General features: G+C 45.8%; 16 protein-coding genes. 1 reads left to right on the top strand and 15 read right to left on the bottom strand.

Annotated elements, in window-relative coordinates; all coding sequences use genetic code 11:
- Window positions 1–26: 26 nt before the first annotated feature.
- The 8 genes from JOC95_RS13965 to JOC95_RS13930 all read right to left on the bottom strand — a co-directional run bounded on the left by JOC95_RS13965 (window position 27) and on the right by JOC95_RS13930 (window position 10,470).
- Window positions 27–965, bottom strand: a complete 939-nt coding sequence (locus tag JOC95_RS13965; protein WP_204417462.1) for a hypothetical protein — start codon at window positions 963–965, stop codon at window positions 27–29.
- A gap of 57 nt (window positions 966–1,022) precedes the next feature.
- Entirely contained in the window at window positions 1,023–1,712 is a 690-nt protein-coding gene (locus JOC95_RS13960) for an ABC transporter ATP-binding protein (protein ID WP_204417460.1), read from the bottom strand.
- A gap of 24 nt (window positions 1,713–1,736) precedes the next feature.
- Window positions 1,737–4,322, bottom strand: a complete 2,586-nt coding sequence (locus tag JOC95_RS13955) for an FtsX-like permease family protein (RefSeq protein ID WP_204417458.1) — start codon at window positions 4,320–4,322, stop codon at window positions 1,737–1,739.
- Between the two features lie 62 nt (window positions 4,323–4,384).
- On the bottom strand, window positions 4,385–4,699 hold the full coding sequence (locus tag JOC95_RS13950) for a hypothetical protein (RefSeq protein ID WP_204417456.1): 315 nt from the start codon (window positions 4,697–4,699) through the stop codon (window positions 4,385–4,387).
- A gap of 125 nt (window positions 4,700–4,824) precedes the next feature.
- Window positions 4,825–5,262 (bottom strand): BrxA/BrxB family bacilliredoxin, encoded by a 438-nt coding sequence (locus tag JOC95_RS13945; RefSeq protein ID WP_204417454.1) that lies wholly within the window; start codon window positions 5,260–5,262, stop codon window positions 4,825–4,827.
- A 169-nt stretch (window positions 5,263–5,431) separates the two neighbouring features.
- Window positions 5,432–6,448, bottom strand: a complete 1,017-nt coding sequence (gene meaB / locus JOC95_RS13940; RefSeq protein ID WP_204417452.1) for a methylmalonyl Co-A mutase-associated GTPase MeaB — start codon at window positions 6,446–6,448, stop codon at window positions 5,432–5,434.
- Complete coding sequence (scpA, locus tag JOC95_RS13935) at window positions 6,441–8,621, bottom strand: methylmalonyl-CoA mutase (protein WP_204417450.1); 2,181 nt, start codon at window positions 8,619–8,621, stop codon at window positions 6,441–6,443. Before scpA ends, meaB begins: the two co-directional genes overlap by 8 nt.
- The gene (locus JOC95_RS13930) at window positions 8,611–10,470 is read right to left on the bottom strand and encodes a methylmalonyl-CoA mutase subunit beta (protein ID WP_204417442.1); all 1,860 of its coding nucleotides are present in this window, start codon (window positions 10,468–10,470) and stop codon (window positions 8,611–8,613) included. The genes scpA and JOC95_RS13930 overlap by 11 nt, the downstream gene beginning before the upstream one ends.
- Before the next feature lie 184 nt (window positions 10,471–10,654).
- Here JOC95_RS13930 and JOC95_RS13925 point away from each other — a divergent pair, with 184 nt between their 5' ends.
- Window positions 10,655–11,437: an SDR family oxidoreductase gene (locus JOC95_RS13925; protein WP_204417440.1), complete on the top strand. Its 783-nt coding sequence runs from the start codon at window positions 10,655–10,657 to the stop codon at window positions 11,435–11,437.
- Between the two features lie 91 nt (window positions 11,438–11,528).
- Here the strand turns inward: JOC95_RS13925 and JOC95_RS13920 are convergent, their stop codons facing one another.
- The 7 genes from JOC95_RS13920 to bcd all read right to left on the bottom strand — a co-directional run bounded on the left by JOC95_RS13920 (window position 11,529) and on the right by bcd (window position 19,105).
- Complete coding sequence (locus JOC95_RS13920; protein WP_204417438.1) at window positions 11,529–11,678, bottom strand: hypothetical protein; 150 nt, start codon at window positions 11,676–11,678, stop codon at window positions 11,529–11,531.
- A gap of 200 nt (window positions 11,679–11,878) precedes the next feature.
- Complete coding sequence (locus tag JOC95_RS13915) at window positions 11,879–13,222, bottom strand: dihydrolipoamide acetyltransferase family protein (RefSeq protein WP_204417436.1); 1,344 nt, start codon at window positions 13,220–13,222, stop codon at window positions 11,879–11,881.
- 78 nt (window positions 13,223–13,300) lie between these two features.
- On the bottom strand, window positions 13,301–14,284 hold the full coding sequence (locus JOC95_RS13910; RefSeq protein ID WP_204417434.1) for an alpha-ketoacid dehydrogenase subunit beta: 984 nt from the start codon (window positions 14,282–14,284) through the stop codon (window positions 13,301–13,303).
- A 12-nt stretch (window positions 14,285–14,296) separates the two neighbouring features.
- Window positions 14,297–15,289: a thiamine pyrophosphate-dependent dehydrogenase E1 component subunit alpha gene (locus tag JOC95_RS13905; protein ID WP_204417432.1), complete on the bottom strand. Its 993-nt coding sequence runs from the start codon at window positions 15,287–15,289 to the stop codon at window positions 14,297–14,299.
- 67 nt (window positions 15,290–15,356) lie between these two features.
- Window positions 15,357–16,781, bottom strand: coding sequence for a dihydrolipoyl dehydrogenase (gene lpdA, locus JOC95_RS13900; RefSeq protein WP_204417430.1), 1,425 nt, complete (start codon window positions 16,779–16,781; stop codon window positions 15,357–15,359).
- A gap of 16 nt (window positions 16,782–16,797) precedes the next feature.
- Window positions 16,798–17,922: a butyrate kinase gene (gene buk, locus JOC95_RS13895; protein ID WP_404802048.1), complete on the bottom strand. Its 1,125-nt coding sequence runs from the start codon at window positions 17,920–17,922 to the stop codon at window positions 16,798–16,800.
- A gap of 79 nt (window positions 17,923–18,001) precedes the next feature.
- Complete coding sequence (gene bcd / locus JOC95_RS13890; protein ID WP_204417425.1) at window positions 18,002–19,105, bottom strand: branched-chain amino acid dehydrogenase; 1,104 nt, start codon at window positions 19,103–19,105, stop codon at window positions 18,002–18,004.
- Window positions 19,106–19,123 lie beyond the last annotated feature (18 nt).

The following is a 19,123-nucleotide window of genomic DNA, read 5'->3' as shown; positions in this document are numbered from 1 at the left end:
CCCTCTAGATTTTTAAACAGAACCTATTACATACTCTCCACGAATTCTCTTCTCTCTGATAGTATCCTGTCCAGCTCGCGATTTTTCTGTCCCAACTGGACTCTAAGATCGGAAAGGATCCTTGAGATATCATATTGCTGCCTTTTTGTATTCTCCAGTGATATGGTGATTTTGTCCTGCACCAGCATGTCCATGATGATTCCATCAAAGAAATAATCGGAGAATTTCAGCAGTCCTGATACCTCCAGTTCCATGGACGCAGTCTTATTCAAGTCCAGGAGTTCCTTCTGAAACTTCCTCATCAAGTATTGCGCCTCATGGACGTGACCGCTCGAATCGTCCATATGTCCATGCTTTAGCGCGGTCGAAAGCAGTCCTCCCCCTATCATATCAACAGTACCCCAGCCTTTTGCCTTTTCCAGTGAGTCAACAGCACGGTTGAGTGCATCATTCACCTGATTACCGGCATGGATTGCCTCGTTCAGTTCTTTTTGCAATGCTTTAACATCGGCTTCTTTTTCATAAGATTCATAAAGAAATGTGGAAGTTCGGGAATTACTCTCTTTCAAGTATTGCTCCTTTGTGGCAAAAAGCTTTTCATAATCCTTTTCCACATTAACAGCCAGGTTCAATTTATCTTCAAGGTCGCTGATGAGATCCATTACTTCCTTTTTAGCAAGCCGCGCTTCTTCGAGCCTAAGCTGAACCGCTGCCACTTCTTTCTTCTCTTCCTCCAGCCTTTCATCTGCTGTGCCCCGCAATGTCAGGAAGAACTTTGTCACACTGAATCCTTCCAGACGCTCTACATCCTTCTGCTCCATATCCAATGTGTTTTCTAGATTCAACACATCCTTCTCCAGGTCGGCAAGCTCTATCCTATAATGTTTAAGCTGATTGTCCCATTTCTCCTTTTTCCTTATCTCGGCTTTCAGTAGGATCAAACCCTCGTTTATGTCTTTCAGCATTTGAATTTCCCCCTATCCATCTAAAAGAAAGACGCTTATACAAGCGCCTTTATTGGTTTACTTTATTAAAAAGTCATTCATTCTGTGTTCTACTATCTCTCCATCCAAGAAATGGACCACTTCTTCGGCCCGGTTTGCAATATCCCTATCATGCGTGATTAATAGAATGGTAATGCCATCTTTTTGATGGATGTCCTCTAACAATGAAATGATATTTTCCCCATTTTCGGAATCCAGATTACCTGTGGGCTCATCTGCAAGTATAATTCTTGGCTTTGTGACAAGTGCCCTTGCTATCGCGACACGCTGTTGCTCACCACCAGATAAGCGGGAGGGCAGGTGATGCATCCGATGTCCTAGCCCAACCCGGATCAATGCCTCCTCCGCTTTCTCCCGTATGATTTTAGTGGAGAAAAAGCGCAATAATGGCATCATCACATTTTCCAATGCTGTTGATGAGGATAATAGTTGAAATTGCTGAAAAATATAGCCTATCTTTTCTAATCGCAGTTTAGCAAGCTGATATTCTTTGAGATGGTGGACAGGCTGGCCATCCACCCAAACTTCTCCGCTGTTAATCGTTTCAAGGCCCCCTATGGAATGCAGCAGTGTTGATTTCCCTGAACCTGAAGGCCCAATAACCGAAATAAAACTCCCTTCTTGAATAGTCAGCGAAACATTTTTCAACACATGCAACTGTTCATTTCCAATTTGATAATACTTTGAAACATTACATAACTTTATCAATCGAACAACCCCTTTATATTATCGCTAAGCTGCATGTTGATCTCTCACTGTCGACTTCATTTTTATAAGGCGGGAGATGATAATGGTGAATGCAAGCAGCAAACAGATCGACACGCCGAAAGCGAGCATATAAGTCCATAACGGAAGCGTGATACTCGTGAATAGCTTAAGTACTATGGATGCACCCAATACTCCAACCAAGGATCCGGTAAAGGCAATGACGATTACTTCCAAACTGAGAAACCATTGAATCTGCTTTAGGGACCAGCCGATGGAACGCATGATCAGGAACTCTTTCTTCCTTTCTACTATATTCAGAAAAAGTAGAAAGAATATGCTCATAATTGTCAGTGTCATTCCACCAATTAGAAAGATCCTTTGATACGATTTTATATTTAGATCAATCGTTTCTCCCAGGACGCTTAAAAATAGAAAATCGGACATACTCTGCTGTGTCGCTACGAAAATCAAACCGATAAACAAAGTCATTGCCAATGTGCCTACTAATAAACCGAATCGCAATGGTCTTCTTACCACTTGGTGCAGGACATAGGTCCCCAACCCTTGGATCGGGATGAGTCTACTTGAGCCCCATTGATTGCTTTCTCCACTTAACCCCGCTCTTGGGGATTTCCCAAGTGATTTTCCAGCTCCAGAAATATATCCTATTCCAATCACTGCATGGAAGATCATCCAAATGATGAATAATTGAAACGCCTCTAGAACGCCAATGAATCCATTAACAATAAGTATAGTAAGTATAGCTAATGAACTTATTGTCAGTACTTCTGCACATAATCCCAGTACAATTTTCCCTCGGGACCACCCGATAGCTCGAAGCGTGGCAAATTCCATCGCCCTTTTCAGTAAACTATGCGTGATGACAGTATAGGAGAAGACAAAGCTAATGATCAATAAGTAGAAAAAGAGCCACTTATTCGTTTCATCCATCTGTTTTTCAATGCTCCAGCTGACTCCTTGCTGCTGCCAGGCTTCCTCCACCACTCCCACTTCACCCTGTGCTGTGCCCTCTAGCTGTACATGTACTTTTCCGCCAGCTGAGCCGAGCATTATTTCCACATGATGTCCTGTTTTTTCCATAATGGCTGCCGCCACCTGCTCAATCTTCCTTTGGCTTTCCCCTGAGCGTTCCGCTACTCCATCCACCACCACTCTGATTGAAGACACCGGAGGTTTTCCTCCATAAAACCATTTTGCGGCATCCAGGGAAGTTAATAGATCTGGAGCCCCTGGATAATAAGCGCTCTTCAAAGGAATCGGGATGAGAGGAGTTGGTTCTATTTCTCTCCCTGCGCCATCTTTGATGATCATGCTATGATGAGGAGTATAGATGTCCACCGGATCTCCTTGTTTCCATGCACCTTCAATTAGGGGTCTGATTTTATTTGCATCATAATATCCCATAATCTTCGGTGTAATATGCTTATCTTCTACTGCTTCATAGCGATGGCGGTAGCTCGGGAACTCAATGGGAAACTCCGCAAACTCAGGGGCATCAAACCTCTTGGCTCTTATGAAAGGGATGGAATTTTCCAGAAAGCTTATTTCTTCATATAACAATGGGCTGTATTTATATAGAGTAGAATAAGTGGAATATTGCATAAGCTGCTCTTCATAACTGTTGCCATCCAAAAACAATTCAGCCTTCTTGTTTTTCCATTCTGCTGAAAATGTAGGAATGGAAAGACTGGCAAGCTGTTGTTTCGGTAAGCTTTTCAGATAATTTTCCGCACCATCTGCCAATTCCTCCTCAGATACTATCTCAGGCACTTGAATTTTGTTCATAGTAATCGATTCTGTCACTTCGTATTCCTGGGCTTTTAGTGCGATAAAGGGAATGTGAGGCTGAAAAGATATAATCTCAATCGGCGCATGGAGACCAGATAATCCTCCCTCAACACTTTCGGAAAAGGAGAAAAGCTTTTCCTCCGCGTCGGGATCTACAGCCACCACCATCAACTCATTAGGATACCTAAGCATGGTGCCCGGCGGAACCTCTACTTTGAAGCCTTCTGGAATACGCTTCTCCTCGTTGAAACGTTTGTAAACCAGTGATTCCTCCAATTCAGGCGAGTAATAACTAGTCACATAGCTGTTTTCATACAATATGTATTCATTCAAGCCATCAAATGCCTTTTTAAGTTCATGTACTTCATAAAATTCGCCAGGCTGTGCATTTTTGGCTTGAACATCGAGGAAATCCCCTTGATAAAAACCAATCATGGATAATGGGGCTGCCACTTTTACTCCTGGAATATCACGAATAGCGGATAGATCCTCCAACGTTATTCCACCATAGCTGGCCAGATTAGATTGAGGCGGAACCCACCCCTCACCCAGAACACGCTTTTCCTTCACCTCTTCAGGGAGTACTAAAATATCATACTGATAACGCCATTTCTCTTCCAGATTGTTTCTGGCTTCAATAGTGATACGATCTGATACTGCAAGCGATCCAATATATCCAAGACCAATAATATTCAGTGTGACAAGTATGATAAGAAAAATAGCCCACCTTTGCTTAAAAGATGACTTCAGATAATTGAATATGATATTCCCCCCAATTCTACAGCTTGTATAATTAAACAATAAAAGATAATCTTTTCCATTTCAAGTATTTTCAGTAAATTCATATTTTACTAGAGTTTCCTTTAGCCCATAAAAAACGACATCCCAAAATACACGAGTACACACAAAATGGACCCGACCATAACCGGTCCGACCCTTAATGTCATTTTTTCATGTTTCGGCTGATAGCTCCCTGCCAGCGAGTCAAACACTGCAACCTGCGAATTTTTTGAGAAGACATCCCCTGTTGAACCTAGGATGAATGCAAGCAGTACAAATGAGACGGAGCCAAAAAACATCGTGCTCAGCAGATTAAAGTCAAAGAAAAACGAGATGCCAAAAAGAATTCCGAGTTCAATAGCCAAAACCACCAACACACTAATAAGATACTTTTTCATTTTCTATAGGCCCCCTAACCTTTTCATCATAATATAGGTATACGATGGGAATTGCAGGAAGTTTCAGATAATTTACAAAAAAAATAAACCGCAGCTCTATTTCAGCTACGGTTCAGTCGGTCTGATTACATTTCTTCACAATGCTCGTCGAAGTATCCTTGAAGCTTGTTGATAACAGACATTGGTGCATGCCCTTCGATTTCGTGTCTTTCTACCATCGTGATGATCTTTCCGTCTTTTAATAGTGCAAAAGACGGGGAGGATGGCGGATAGCCTTCGAAGTATTCGCGTGCCTTTTCTGTTGCCTCTTTGTCCTGTCCGGCAAATACCGTTACAAGGTTTGTAGGGCGTTTATCGTAATGGACAGCATGTGTTGCCGCTGGTCTTGCGATGCCACCTGCACAACCGCAGACGGAGTTCACCATTACAAGTGTAGTCCCCTTGCGAGCAAATGCCTCTTCCACATCTTCCACTGTTCTTAATTGTTCATAGCCTGCTGCATCCATCTCTTCCCTTGCCTGACGGACGACATCATTCATAAATAAATTGAAATCCATGTTCATGTTGTATCACCTCTTATTTTACTAATCCTATCATACCAATTTTTTTCTAATAAATAAAATAAAATGCAGGTTTAATCTTTAGGGGAACGGGTATTATAAAAGTAACATCTAGATATCCATACCCCTATACTCCCTAGATGAAGGAAAGTGATGACCCGCTTTCCTTTTTTTATTGCCCTTTTTTATAGATTTCCATCAGTCTGTTGACCGCAACAGACACTGATATCCGGTCCTCCCTGATCTCCTCTTCCATTATAGGGAGCTGTTTCTTCACTTCATCGTTCTGGAAAAACATCATCTCAAGCTGACTTTTCACCGAGGTGTAAAGCCATGTCTTCTTCTGCTCGTTCCTTCTATTATCAAATTCTCCAGAAGCTATGGTCGTTTCCAAAAATTCATTGATGGTCTTCCACGTCTGGTCTATCCCGATTTCATAAAGCGCGGAACAGGTGAACGCCTTTGTCTCCCAGCCCTCTGTTGCAGGCTGAAGAAAGTGGAGGATCTGCCTATACTCTTCCGCAGACTTCTTCGCCTTGGCTGCATTCTCGCCATCCGCTTTATTTACAAGGATTGCATCGACAAGCTCCATGATCCCTTTCTTCATTCCCTGAAGCTCGTCTCCCGCACCTGTCAAAACAAGTAATAGGAAAAAATCGACCATATCCCTGACGATCGCTTCACTCTGCCCCACCCCAACGGTTTCCACAAGGATGACATCAAAGCCTGCCGCTTCACACAGGAGAATGCTCTCCCGCGTCTTGCGATGCACGCCTCCAAGGGTACCGCTTGACGGGGAAGGACGAATGAAGGCCTGCGGGTGTCTTGCAAGCTGTTCCATTCTCGTTTTATCCCCGAGAATACTGCCACCTGTGCGCGAACTGCTAGGATCGACAGCCAAGACTGCCACCTTTTTGCCCAAGCTGCACAAGTACAAGCCAAAAGCTTCAATGAAGGTGCTTTTTCCGGCACCCGGCACACCGCTGATCCCGATCCTGACAGACTTGCCGGTGTCAGGCATAAGCTGCCCAAGAATGTCCTGGCTTTTGCTGAAATGGCGTGCAGCATTGCTTTCCACGAGCGTAATCGCCTGGGCAAGGTCAGACCGGATGCCTGCTTTTACACCTGAGACGATTTCCTCGGTGCTTCGTTCATGTTTGCGAAGCGCCTTTTTCTTTTCTTTAGTCATTGGACGCTTCCACATCCTCGTAGCCAAGGCGGTCGTAGATTTCCTCAAGGACCTTTTCCGCTGCGCGGGGAATCACAGTTCCAGGCCCAAAAATAGCGGAAGCGCCTTTACTGTATAGGAATTCATAATCCTGAAACGGGATGACCCCGCCAATCACCACGATAATGTCTTCACGATTCAATTTTTTTAATTCTTCCACAAGCTGGGGCAATAATGTCTTATGTCCGGCAGCAAGCGAGCTGAATCCGATCACATGCACATCATTTTCCACTGCCTGTAATGCCGTTTCCTCCGGTGTCTGGAAAAGCGGCCCGATATCGACGTCAAAGCCCAGATCCGCAAATGCAGTCGCGATGACTTTCGCCCCTCTGTCATGGCCGTCCTGCCCCATCTTCGCTATCATGATCCTTGGTCTTCTTCCCTCTAATTCGTAAAATTCCTCAATTTTATCCTTCACGATTTTCATCTCTTCCTCATTGGAAAATTCGCTGCTGTACACCCCGCTGATCGAACGGATGACCGCACGATGACGGTTTGCCACCTTTTCGATCGCATCCGAGATCTCTCCAAGGCTTGCCCGCACTCTTGCAGCATTCACGGCGAGCTCCAAAAGGTTCCCTTCACCAGTCTGCGCTGCAAGGGTCAATGCCTCAAGCGCTTCCTTAACTTTTGCATCGTCACGATTTTCCCGCAGGTGCTGCAATCGTTCCAGCTGCTTTTTGCGGACCTCTTCATTATTGATATCAAGCACTTCTATTTCTCTATCCTCTTTATCCAGGCGGAACTTGTTCACGCCGATGATCGCTTCTTTGCCGGAATCGATTTTTGCTTGGCGGCGTGCCGATGCTTCCTCGATTCTCATTTTCGGAAGACCGGTTTCAATCGCCTTGGCCATTCCGCCAAGCTCCTCGATCTCCTCGATATGCTTCCAGGCTTTTTCAATCAATTCTTTCGTCAGGGACTCCACATAATAGGAGCCTGCCCATGGATCGATGACCTTTGTAATATCCGTTTCCTCCTGCAGGTAGAGCTGTGTATTGCGGGCAATACGTGCCGAAAAGTCCGTCGGCAGGGCAATCGCTTCGTCCAATGCGTTGGTATGCAAGGATTGTGTATGACCATTCGCTGCTGCAAGTGCCTCGATGCATGTACGTGTCACGTTATTGAAGGGATCCTGCTCGGTCAAGCTCCAGCCGGATGTCTGGGAATGTGTCCGAAGTGCCATCGATTTTTCATTTTTCGGACCGAATTCCTTCATCATTTTTGCCCAGATGAATCGGGCCGCACGCATCTTGGCCACTTCCATGAAAAAGTTCATGCCGATTGCCCAGAAGAATGAAAGCCTTGGAGCAAATGCATCGACATCAATCCCTGCCTCAAGTCCTGTCCGCACATACTCGAGACCATCAGCAAGCGTATAGGCAAGCTCGATATCAGCCGGCGCCCCCGCCTCCTGCATATGATATCCCGAAATACTGATACTATTGAACTTCGGCATATGCTTGGATGTGTAGGCAAAAATATCCCCGATGATCCGCATCGACATTTCCGGAGGATAGATATAGGTGTTGCGCACCATGTATTCTTTTAATATATCATTCTGGATCGTACCGGAAAGCTTCTCCTGGCTGACACCCTGTTCTTCTGCCGTCACGATGTAAAAAGCCATGATAGGAAGTACGGCCCCGTTCATCGTCATCGAAACCGACATCTTATCAAGCGGAATTCCATCAAAAAGAATTTTCATATCCAGAATGGAATCGATGGCCACTCCAGCTTTCCCGACATCCCCGACCACCCGCGGATGATCCGAGTCATAGCCGCGATGGGTTGCAAGGTCGAACGCTACGGAAAGTCCTTTTTGACCCATTTCCAGGTTGCGTCTGTAAAAGGCATTGCTCTCTTCCGCTGTGGAAAACCCGGCATACTGTCGGATCGTCCAAGGACGGTTCACATACATCGTCGGGTAAGGTCCCCGCAGGTAAGGTGCGATACCAGGTAAGGTGCCAAGGTGATCGGCATCTTTGGTATCTTCCGCCGTATAATGTGCTTTCAGCTTTATCTTTTCATTCGTTTCATAAAATAGGTCTTCTATCGTGTCTTTGTGCAGAGCTTCAGTTTCCGCTGCACCAATAGTATTGTTTAACGGTCTGGTAGTAAAATCAGGCTTCATTTGACGTCAACCCCATTTCTTGGTGAATCACAGTCAGCTGCTCATAGCAGTTGGATTTCATATGAATAAAGTCGCTTACCCCTCTTTGTTTCAGCTCGGCTTGACGCTCGGCATCCGGCAATCCAGCAAGTAGGATTTTGACTGGATGTTTTTGGATAAGGCTTAACACATCATCCAACATGCTTCCATACGTGTCATCACTGCCGCAGATGCATATATAATCCGTCTTTGGTCCTTGCGCAATCCAAGCTTCCAATTCTTCCATTCTAGAAAAACTTGGGCTTACAATGGTTGATAATCCGCCAACATGGAAAAAGCCTGCAGCAAAATCCGTTCTTGGTTTATGTGACGCAAGGCTGCCAAGATTGATCAGTGTGATAGCCGGTTTCGCACCGCTCTTTTCCGCATATTCTTTTGCTTGGTAACGGAGGGTTTCAAATGACTGGGAAAGAGTCAATGGTGTAATCGGCTCCACTTGCATCACTGCACTTTCTGATGGTGCTGCAATGTGTTTCTTCTCTAATTTGGAAAGCTCTTCGGCTAAGTTGGCATACATATTGGTTCCAACCAGCACCTTTTTTCTGCTCTCCACATCTTTCAAACGCTTATCACGGACCTGTCTTGTTTTTTCTTGAAAGAAGCCAGTTTCTAATGCGCCAACCATTCTTCCATGTCCTTCGATTTCCTGGAATAGCTTCCATGCTTCATCAGCCAGCTGATGGGTAAGCTTTTCCACATAATAAGAGCCTGCGGCAGGATCTACCACTTTTGAGAGAAAACTTTCTTCTTTTAAAATATAGTGTGTGTTCCTTGCTATTCTTCTTGAGAAAACATCCTCACCTTGCTGATAGCTGTCAATATTGATGCTCTCCGCTCCCCCGATCGCAGCGGAAAAAGCTTCGGTCGTCGTGCGAAGCATATTGACATAAGGATCAAGATTCGACTTGGTGAATACAGATGTGGTCGCATGCATGGTCATTTTCCTTGCCTCTTCATCACCACCAAATGCTGCTACGATGTTGGCCCATAAAAGCCTTGCCGCACGCAGCTTGGAAACCTCCATAAATAAGTCGCTGCCGACCGGGAAACTGAACGCCATTTCTGATGCCGCTTCCTGCACTGTTGCGCCTCTCTCCATCAACGCATTCAAATAAGTGACGGCAGTTGCCATCGTCGCTGCCAGTTCCTGCACTGAACTTGCACCGCCATTATGGTAAGGGGCAGCTTGTATCCAAATAGTCTTTACACTTGTCCCACTTTGCTTTTTCCACTCCATGGCCGCTTTCATTTCATCGAAAAGCTGTTCCAAAGGCTGACTAAGACTACCTGCTGTGGCCAATTCACCTATTGGATCTGCACCAATAATTCCGTGTACATGGGTCTTAACGATACTGCTGTCCTTTAATAGATTCATAAATGCAGTTGCACTTGAACCCGTGTAAACTTGTAGCGGGACTAGCTCGAAAGGTACATCTTTTAATAATGTTTCCAGCGCTTCAAGGCTTGTTATCTCCAGCGCCTTCGGATTTGAAGCTGGTTTTACAGTGAAGTGAATCGCCTGCAATCCATTTTGCAACTCTTGAAGAAGCTGATTGTTCATTTCCTCCAATGATGTGCCAGGGTACAACTGTTGACTTACTGTCCAGTCGGCACCCCCGGTTTTATCGACGGGAGTGATTCCCTCCAAGTCCACTTTTGTATAAATCGGCTTTCTTGTTATTCCTTCATATGTAAGGCTTTTCAGTTTTGAAACAGGCTTTCCCTTTAATGCTTTTTCAGCCTGGGCTGTCCATTCCTCCAAAGTCACTTTCGGGAAACTATTATTCTTCATTTCATCTAAATTACTCATTCTTCATCCCCTCGTTCCCTATGCTGCGTAACCGCTTACATGTCTATCTAGTCAAAATAGTTCTTATATTTATTTTAATATAGTTATAGAGGTTCGGCAAACTATTCAGCCAATCAAATGAAAGGAGTGTTTTCATCTGAAAATGGGTAAATGATTGAAATAACGAGATATGGAGGGTGAAAATATGGATGCGCACAATGAGAAGGTGGCTATTATCACCGGAGCTTCATCGGGAATGGGCCGGGCAAGTGCAATCAGCCTTGCAAAAAGCGGGGTCAGGGTGGCACTTTTTGACTTAAAAGAAGAAGGTGCAAATGAGGTCAAACAGGAAATCGAACAACTCGATGGAAAAGCTATGGTGGTGACAGTCGATGTGTCCGATCCGGATGAAATGGAAAAAGCTTTCGAGCAAGTGCTCTCCCGCTGGGGCCGGCTTGATATCATATTCGCCAATGCCGGCATCAATGGAAAAATAGCTCCGATTGAAGACCTGAGTGCCGAGGATTGGGATAATACGCTAGATACAAATTTGAAGAGCACCTTTTTAACCGTAAAATTCGCCATCCCTCATTTGAAAGAGCATGGCGGGAGCATCATCATTACAAGCTCGATCAATGGCTCGAGGACTTTCCGCGGCTTCGGTATGTCCGCATACAGCTCCTCCAAGGCCGGACAGGTAGCATTCGGGAAAATGGCTGCGCTTGAACTGGCAAAATATCATATCCGGGTCAACGTCATATGCCCCGGTGCAATCGAAACCAACATCGACAAAAACACTTTTCCAGATGAAGAAAACCTCGAAAAAATAGAAATCCCAATCGAATATCCGGAGGGCTCCCACCCATTGGAGAATAAACCGGGTACACCGGAACAGGTTGCTGATCTTGTATCGTTTTTGGCGTCCGATGCGTCCAGTCATATTACGGGTAGTCAGATCTTTATTGATGGGGCGGAGTCTTTGTTGTAGTTTATTTTGCCATGTAACATATTTTAGAAGACGAGTTTTTCGCAAAAAAAGGAACCTCTTTATTTCGGAGGTTCCCTTTTCATCATTCATATTATTTATCTGTTTGCTTTTGTTTCTTTTCCAAATACTCCGCACGTAATTTTTCAAGTTGCTGCTTTTTATCAAATTTAGCAGGTGTCTGTTTTTCATGAAACTTTGCCACAGCTACCTTACCTTTGGTATCTAATTGATATTTCCCCATTTTGTTCACCTACTTTTCTTGTTCTTAAAGAGAATCTATCCAACAACTATAATATACCTTATCTCCTATTCGCAACTTAACTCATGAAGATTCGCAGTCTTATTCAATTTAATGCGAAACGCAATTTTTCCTCACAAAAAGTTGCCACTAGATTCAAAAAACCGACAAAACGCCACAGCGCCTCGTCGGTTTTCCAAAAATCAATAAATAGAAGTATTCTCTTTGGACATCTTCTCGATGATTTCTTTCACTCGAGCAAGGAAGCGTCCGCAAACAAGTCCGTCCAGTACTCGGTGGTCAAGGGACATGCACAGGTTGACCATGTCGCGTACTGCGATCATGCCGTGGTCCATGACTACCGGGCGTTTTACGATGGATTCCACTTGCAGGATTGCCGCTTGCGGGTAGTTGATGATGCCTTGTGATTGCACAGAACCGAATGAACCGGTGTTGTTCACTGTAAATGTTCCACCTTGCATTTCAGCGGATGTTAATTTTCCAGCGCGAACTTTGTTGGCAAGTTCTGTGATCTCGCGGGCAATGCCTTTGATTGTTTTCTCATCTGCATTGCGGATGACAGGAACGTATAGAGCATCGTCCGTTGCAACTGCGATGGAGATGTTGATATCTTTCTTCTGGACGATTTTATCGCCAGCCCACATGGAGTTGATCTGCGGGAATTCTTTTAACGCTTGAGCGACTGCTTTTACGAAGAAAGCGAAGAATGTCAGGTTGTAGCCTTCCTTCTTCTTGAAGTCGTTCTTTAAGGAATTGCGATAATCCACTAGGTTTGTCGCATCCACTTCGATCATCGTCCAAGCATGTGGCGCTTCGTGCTTGCTGCGAAGCATGTTCGCTGCGATCGCCTTACGCACACCGGTTACAGGGATTTCGATGTCTCCCGCTTCAACAGGGACATTGACCGGTTGAGCCGCTTTTGATGCGCTTGCTGCCGCTGGTGCTGAAGGTGCTGGAGCTGCCTTCTCCGCTTTTGGTGCTTCCTGTGCAGGAGCCGCTGCTGCCGCTGGTTTGGAATCTGCCGTAGGAATATTACCGGATTCGATCACCGCTTGGATGTCTTTTCTAGTGATACGTCCGCCTGCACCTGTTCCAGTTACCTGCTCAAGATCTACATTGTTTTCTTGTGCAAGGCGCAGAACTGCCGGTGAGTAGCGGCGCTTGTTTGGTGCATCCGCGTCAGTTGGTGTTGCTGCTGCAGGAGCATTTGTCGTTGGAGCCGCTGCAGGAGCAGACGCCTCTACCTTCGGTGCTTCAGTTGAAGCAGCATCGCCAGCTCCACCTTCACCTGTTTCGATATAGCAGATTACTTCGCCGACAGCCAATGTGTCGCCGTCTTCCGCTACAAGCTCTGTGATTGTTCCTGTAAAAGAGGATGGAATTTCTGCATTTACTTTATCTGTCATAACCTCTGCTAGAGGGTCATATTTGTTTACTTTGTCACCGACGCTTACGATCCAGCGACTGATAGTACCTTCAGTAACGCTTTCCCCAAGCTGTGGCATCGTAATTTTTTCAACTGCCATGATGAGTGCCTCCTTTATTCCGTAAAGAAGAGTCAGCCGCGAAGTAGCGGCACTCTCTTCCTAGTATCAAAACATGTATTAATAAGCCGCTAGCTCGCGCATCGCTTTTTCCACTTTGTCCGGATTGACCATGAAGTATTTCTCCATTGTTGGAGCGTATGGCATTGCAGGAACATCAGGACCTGCAAGACGCATGATCGGGGCATCCAGGTCGAATAGGCAATTTTCCGCGATGATGGCAGAAACCTCACTCATGATGCTTCCTTCTTTTGTATCTTCTGTAAGTAAAAGAACTTTACCTGTTTTAGAAGCCGCTTCCATAATCGCTTCTTTGTCCAATGGATAAACTGTACGCAAGTCAAGGATGTGAGCGGAGATGCCGTCTTGAGCAAGACGTTCTGCTGCTTGAAGTGCAAAGTGGACACATAGTCCGTAAGTGATGACAGTGATGTCTTCCCCTTCACGTTTCACATCCGCCTTACCGATTGGAAGAACATAATCATCAGTAGGGACTTCGCCTTTAATCAGACGGTATGCACGCTTGTGCTCGAAGAATAGAACCGGATCTTCGTCACGGATTGCCGCTTTCAACAAGCCTTTAACATCATAAGGTGTGGAAGGCATCACGATTTTAAGGCCAGGCTGGTTGGCAAATACCGCTTCCACTGATTGAGAGTGGTAAAGCGCACCATGTACTCCTCCTCCGTATGGAGCACGGACAACAAGTGGACAAGTCCAGTCGTTGTTGGAACGGTAGCGGATTTTCGCCGCTTCCGAGATGATTTGGTTTACTGCAGGCATGATGAAATCAGCGAACTGCATTTCAGCGATCGGGCGCATGCCGTACATTGCTGCACCGATTGCCACACCAGCGATTGCAGATTCTGCAAGTGGCGTATCGATTACTTTATCTTCCCCGAACTGGTCATAAAGGCCGGTTGTCGCTTTGAAAACCCCACCTTTGCGTCCTACATCTTCCCCAAGTACGAATACTTTGGAATCGCGCTCCATCTCTTCACGGATGGCCATTGTCACTGCATCTATATAAGAAATAACTGCCATGATTGTTCCCCCTTACTCTGCGTAAACATGCTTCAATGCGGATTCAGCATCTGCATATGGAGCATTTTCTGCGTATTCTGTTGCTTCGTTCACTTCTTTGGCAATCTCGTCGTTCATTTCTTTCTCTTTCTCGTCAGTCAATACGCCGACCTCTTTCAGGTATGCGGCAAAGCTGATGATCGGATCCTTCGCTTTTGCTGCATCCACCTCGTCACGCTCGCGGTATGCACGATCATCGTCATCACTGGAGTGTGGAGTCAGACGGTAGGAAATTGCTTCTACCAATGTTGGGCCTTCGCCGCGACGGCCGCGGTCTGCCGCTTCTTTCACTGCCGCATATACTTCCAACGGATCGTTTCCGTCGATTGTAATACCAGGCATACCATAACCTAGTGCACGGTCAGAGATTTTTTCACATGCCACTTGCTTCTCATAAGGAACGGAGATGGCATATTTGTTGTTTTCGCACATGAAGATAACCGGTAATTTGTGCACCGCTGCGTAGTTCGCACCTTCATGGAAGTCTCCTTGGTTGGAGGAACCTTCACCGAACGTTACGAATGTCACTAGGTCCTTGCCTTCCAAACGCCCGCCAAGTGCTACACCTACTGCGTGTGGAACTTGTGTCGTTACCGGTGAAGAACCAGTCACGATGCGGTTTTTCTTTTGGCCGAAGTGACCTGGCATCTGGCGTCCGCCTGAGTTTGGATCTTCCGCTTTTGCAAAACCTGATAGCATCAATTCTGTTGCAGTCATACCGAATGTCAAAACGACACCCATATCACGGTAGTATGGAAGCACATAGTCCTTTTCACGATCTAGTGCAAATGCTGCTCCAACCTGTGCCGCTTCCTGACCTTGACAGGAGATGACGAAAGGAATTTTCCCCGCACGGTTCAATAACCACATACGCTCGTCAATGCGGCGAGCCATTAACATCGTTCTAAACATTTCTAATACATTTTCATCACTTAGCCCTAAAGCCTGGTGGCGATTTTCTGCCATTGTATAACCCTCCTATATGTAGAAAGTGGGAAACGGCTTCGGATTCCGCCGCTCCCTTATTCTCTTTTTATGAATGAATTGCTTTTCCATCGACTGCAAGTGCAGCTTCCCCGATCGCTTCCGATAAAGAAGGATGCGGATGGATCGTGTGTCCGATTTCCCATGGAGTCGCATCAAGTACACGTGCAAGACCTGCTTCTGAAATCATGTCCGTAACGTGTGGACCGATCATGTGAACGCCTAGGATATCATCGTTCTCTTTGTTTACAACTAGCTTTACGAAGCCATCAGATTCGCCGTATACAAGCGCTTTACCAATTGCACGGAAAGAGAACTTCCCTGTTTTCACTTCGAAGCCTTTATCTTTTGCTTCTTCCTCTGTATATCCTACACTTGCCACTTCTGGGCTGCTGTATACACATTTGGAGATCATAGTGTAATCGATTGGTGCAGGATTTTCATTGGCGATATGCTCCACTGCCACAATTCCTTCGTGAGAAGCAACATGTGCAAGCTGCAGGCCACCGATCACATCACCGATAGCATAGATGTGGGATTCTTTTGTTTGGAACATGTCGTTTGTTTTGATGAAGCCTTTTTCCACTTGAATGTCCGTGTTCTCAAGGCCAATGCCTTCCACGTTAGCTTGACGGCCGACAGATACCAGCATTTTTTCAGCAGTAAAGGATTTTTCTTCTCCTTTGTGCTCTGCTTTGATTGTGACGGAATCAGCAGCTTTTTCCAATGTTTCAGGAAGTACTTTTGCACTTGTCACCACTTTGATGCCGCGCTTTTTCAATAGGCGCTGCATTTCTTTGGATACTTCCTTGTCTTCTGTCGGTAATACACGGTCTGCATATTCGAGGACTGTCACTTCCACTCCGAAATCGTCAAGCATGGAAGCCCACTCGATTCCGATTACGCCTCCACCAACGATGATGATGGATTTAGGAAGCTCTTCCAAGGATAGTGCCTCATCGGAAGTCATGACCTGTGTGCCATCGATTTCGAGTCCAGGCAGGGAACGAGGACGGGAACCGGTAGCTACGATCACGTTTTTCGGGATCAACATTTCGTTTTCGTCGCCATTTTCGAACTCAACGGAGATCGTTCCAGGCATCGGGGAGAAAATGGATGGTCCCAAGATACGCCCTGTACCGTAAAATACATCTATCTTACCTTGCTTCATTAAGTGCTGTACACCACCGTGAAGCTGGTCGATGATTTTCTGTTTGCGCTCCTGCACCTTGAAAAAGTCCAATTTCACTTCTCCTGAGATGACGCCGAATTCTTCACTGTTCTTTGTCTGGGCAAATACCTCTGCGCTGCGAAGCAATGCTTTACTAGGGATACAACCTGCATGAAGGCAAGTTCCACCGATTTTCTTTTTCTCTACTACTGCTGTTTTCAAGCCAAGCTGAGATGCACGGATCGCTGCTACATAACCACCCGTTCCTCCACCTAGTATGACCAAATCATATTCTTGTGCCATGTTTGCCTCTCCCTTCCTAGCTGCGTACTTTGCTGTCCACTTTATTGCCTGGGTAAATCTTTGCATCCTCTTCGCCGCGAAGCACACGTAATGCCCCTTCTGTCAGGGCTTGAAGTTCGTTTTCGCCAGGCTGTACAATCACGTCTGCTATCCAGCTGATGCGGTCTGAGATCTGTTTAACAAATCCCTTTCCGTACGCAAGACCTCCGGTAAGCACGATCGCATCCACTTTTCCTGCCAGCACGGCACTTGCAGATGCAATTTCTTTTGCTACCTGGTAGGCCATCGCTTCGTATACCAGCTCGGCCTGCTTGTCGCCATTTTCAATCATTTTTTCAACTTGAACCGCGTCATTTGTTCCAAGGTAGCCTACAAGTCCACCTTGCCCAACGAGCTTTTTCATGATTTCATCACGGTAGTAATCACCTGAGAAGCACAGTGACACAAGATCTCCGGCAGGTACAGTACCTGCACGTTCCGGGCTGAATGGTCCATCACCGTGCAGACCGTTATTCACATCCACCACTCTCCCGCCGATATGCGTACCAACTGTGATCCCCCCACCCATATGAGTAACGATCAGGTTCAGTTCTTCATACTTTTTGCCAAGCTCTTTTGCCACACGGCGAGCTACAGCTTTCTGGTTCAGAGCATGGAAGATGCTTTTGCGTTCAATCAGTGAGAAACCTGAAATCCTGGCAACATCCGATAACTCGTCTACAACGACAGGGTCGACAATAAACGAAGGAATATTCAAGCCTGTTGCTATTTCATAGGCTAAAATTCCACCAAGGTTCGATGCGTGCTGTCCTGAATAGCCTACTTTCAGATCCTTCAGCATTTCGTCATTGACCGAATAGGTACCACCTTCGATTGGACGAAGAAGTCCTCCGCGGCCGCACACAGCACTCAGTTTCGAAATGTTTATGCCTTCCTGGTCCAATGTTTCAAGAATGGTCGTTTTTCTGAATTCGTACTGATCAAAGATTGATGCAAAGGAATTGATCGTTTCACTATCGTGACGTATTGTTTTCTCAAAAACGGAGCGTTCGTTATCGAATACACCTATTTTCGTTGATGTGGATCCTGGGTTGATGACAAGTATGCGATAAACATTTTCTAGCAATGTGGAAACCTCCATTATTACAGGTAACAGGGGTGTCCCAAGCGTGTTTCCACGAAGCCTGGCACAGCCCCCGTCCCTTATTTCTTATTTACTATTAGCGTCCGTTACGACGGCTTAAAATATGATGTCCGTTTTGTAAAAATTGGCTGCGTGACATTCTCATGCGCTCGATGCGCTCTTCTGCTAAACGGTCAGCAGCTTTGTATGTCGGGATTCCGTCACGTTTTGCAATTTCAATGACTTTTTCGATGTTATCGTAGATGCCTTCCACTTTTTTCATTGCACGCTCACGGTTGTAGCCGTAAAGCTCATCTGCAACGTTGATTACCCCTCCGGCATTGATTACATAGTCAGGGGCGTAGACGATACCCATTTCATGGATGATGTCGCCGTGTTTTGTATCAAGCAATTGGTTGTTTGCAGCACCTGCAATAACTTTAGCCTTTAATTGTGGAATCGTTTCGTCGTTGATTGTCGCACCTAATGCACATGGAGCATAGATATCGCATTCCACGCCGTAGATGTCGTTGATGTCGACAGCTCTTGCACCGAACTCTTCAACTGCACGGTTGACCGCTTCTTTATTGATGTCTGTCACGATCAGTTGTGCTCCTTCTTCATGCAGGTGACGGCAAAGGTTGAATGCCACGTTACCCACACCTTGGACAGCAACTACTTTACCTTCCAATGAATCCGTACCGAAAGCTTCCTTCGCAGCAGCTTTCATTCCGCGGTATACACCGTAAGCTGTTACAGGAGATGGGTTGCCTGAAGAACCGAATGCTGGTGATACACCTGTTACATAATCAGTCTCTTCATATATAAGGTCCATATCCGCTACAGTTGTCCCAACATCCTCAGCAGTGATGTAACGGCCATTCAACCCTTGGATATAACGACCGAAAGCGCGGAACATCTCTTCGTTCTTGTCTGTACGAGGATCTCCGATGATAACGGTTTTTCCTCCGCCAAGGTTAAGACCGGCAGCAGCGTTCTTGTAGGTCATCCCTTTTGCAAGGCGAAGTGCATCCTCGATTGCCGCTTCCTCGGAAGCATATGTCCACATGCGAGTTCCACCCAATGCTGGTCCAAGTGTCGTATCGTGGATCGCGATGATTGCTTTCAATCCTGATTTTTTATCCTGACAAATAACTAGTTGCTCGTAATCGTAAGTCTCCATATATTTGAAAATTTCCATGATAAAATTCCTCCCCAA

This window comes from Sutcliffiella tianshenii (genome assembly GCF_016908565.1).
In the GTDB taxonomy this organism is placed as follows: Bacteria; Bacillota; Bacilli; order Bacillales; family Bacillaceae_I; genus Sutcliffiella_A; species Sutcliffiella_A tianshenii.
The sequence above is the reverse complement of the archived record's forward strand: the minus strand, read 5'-3'. Positions and strand labels throughout refer to the sequence as shown.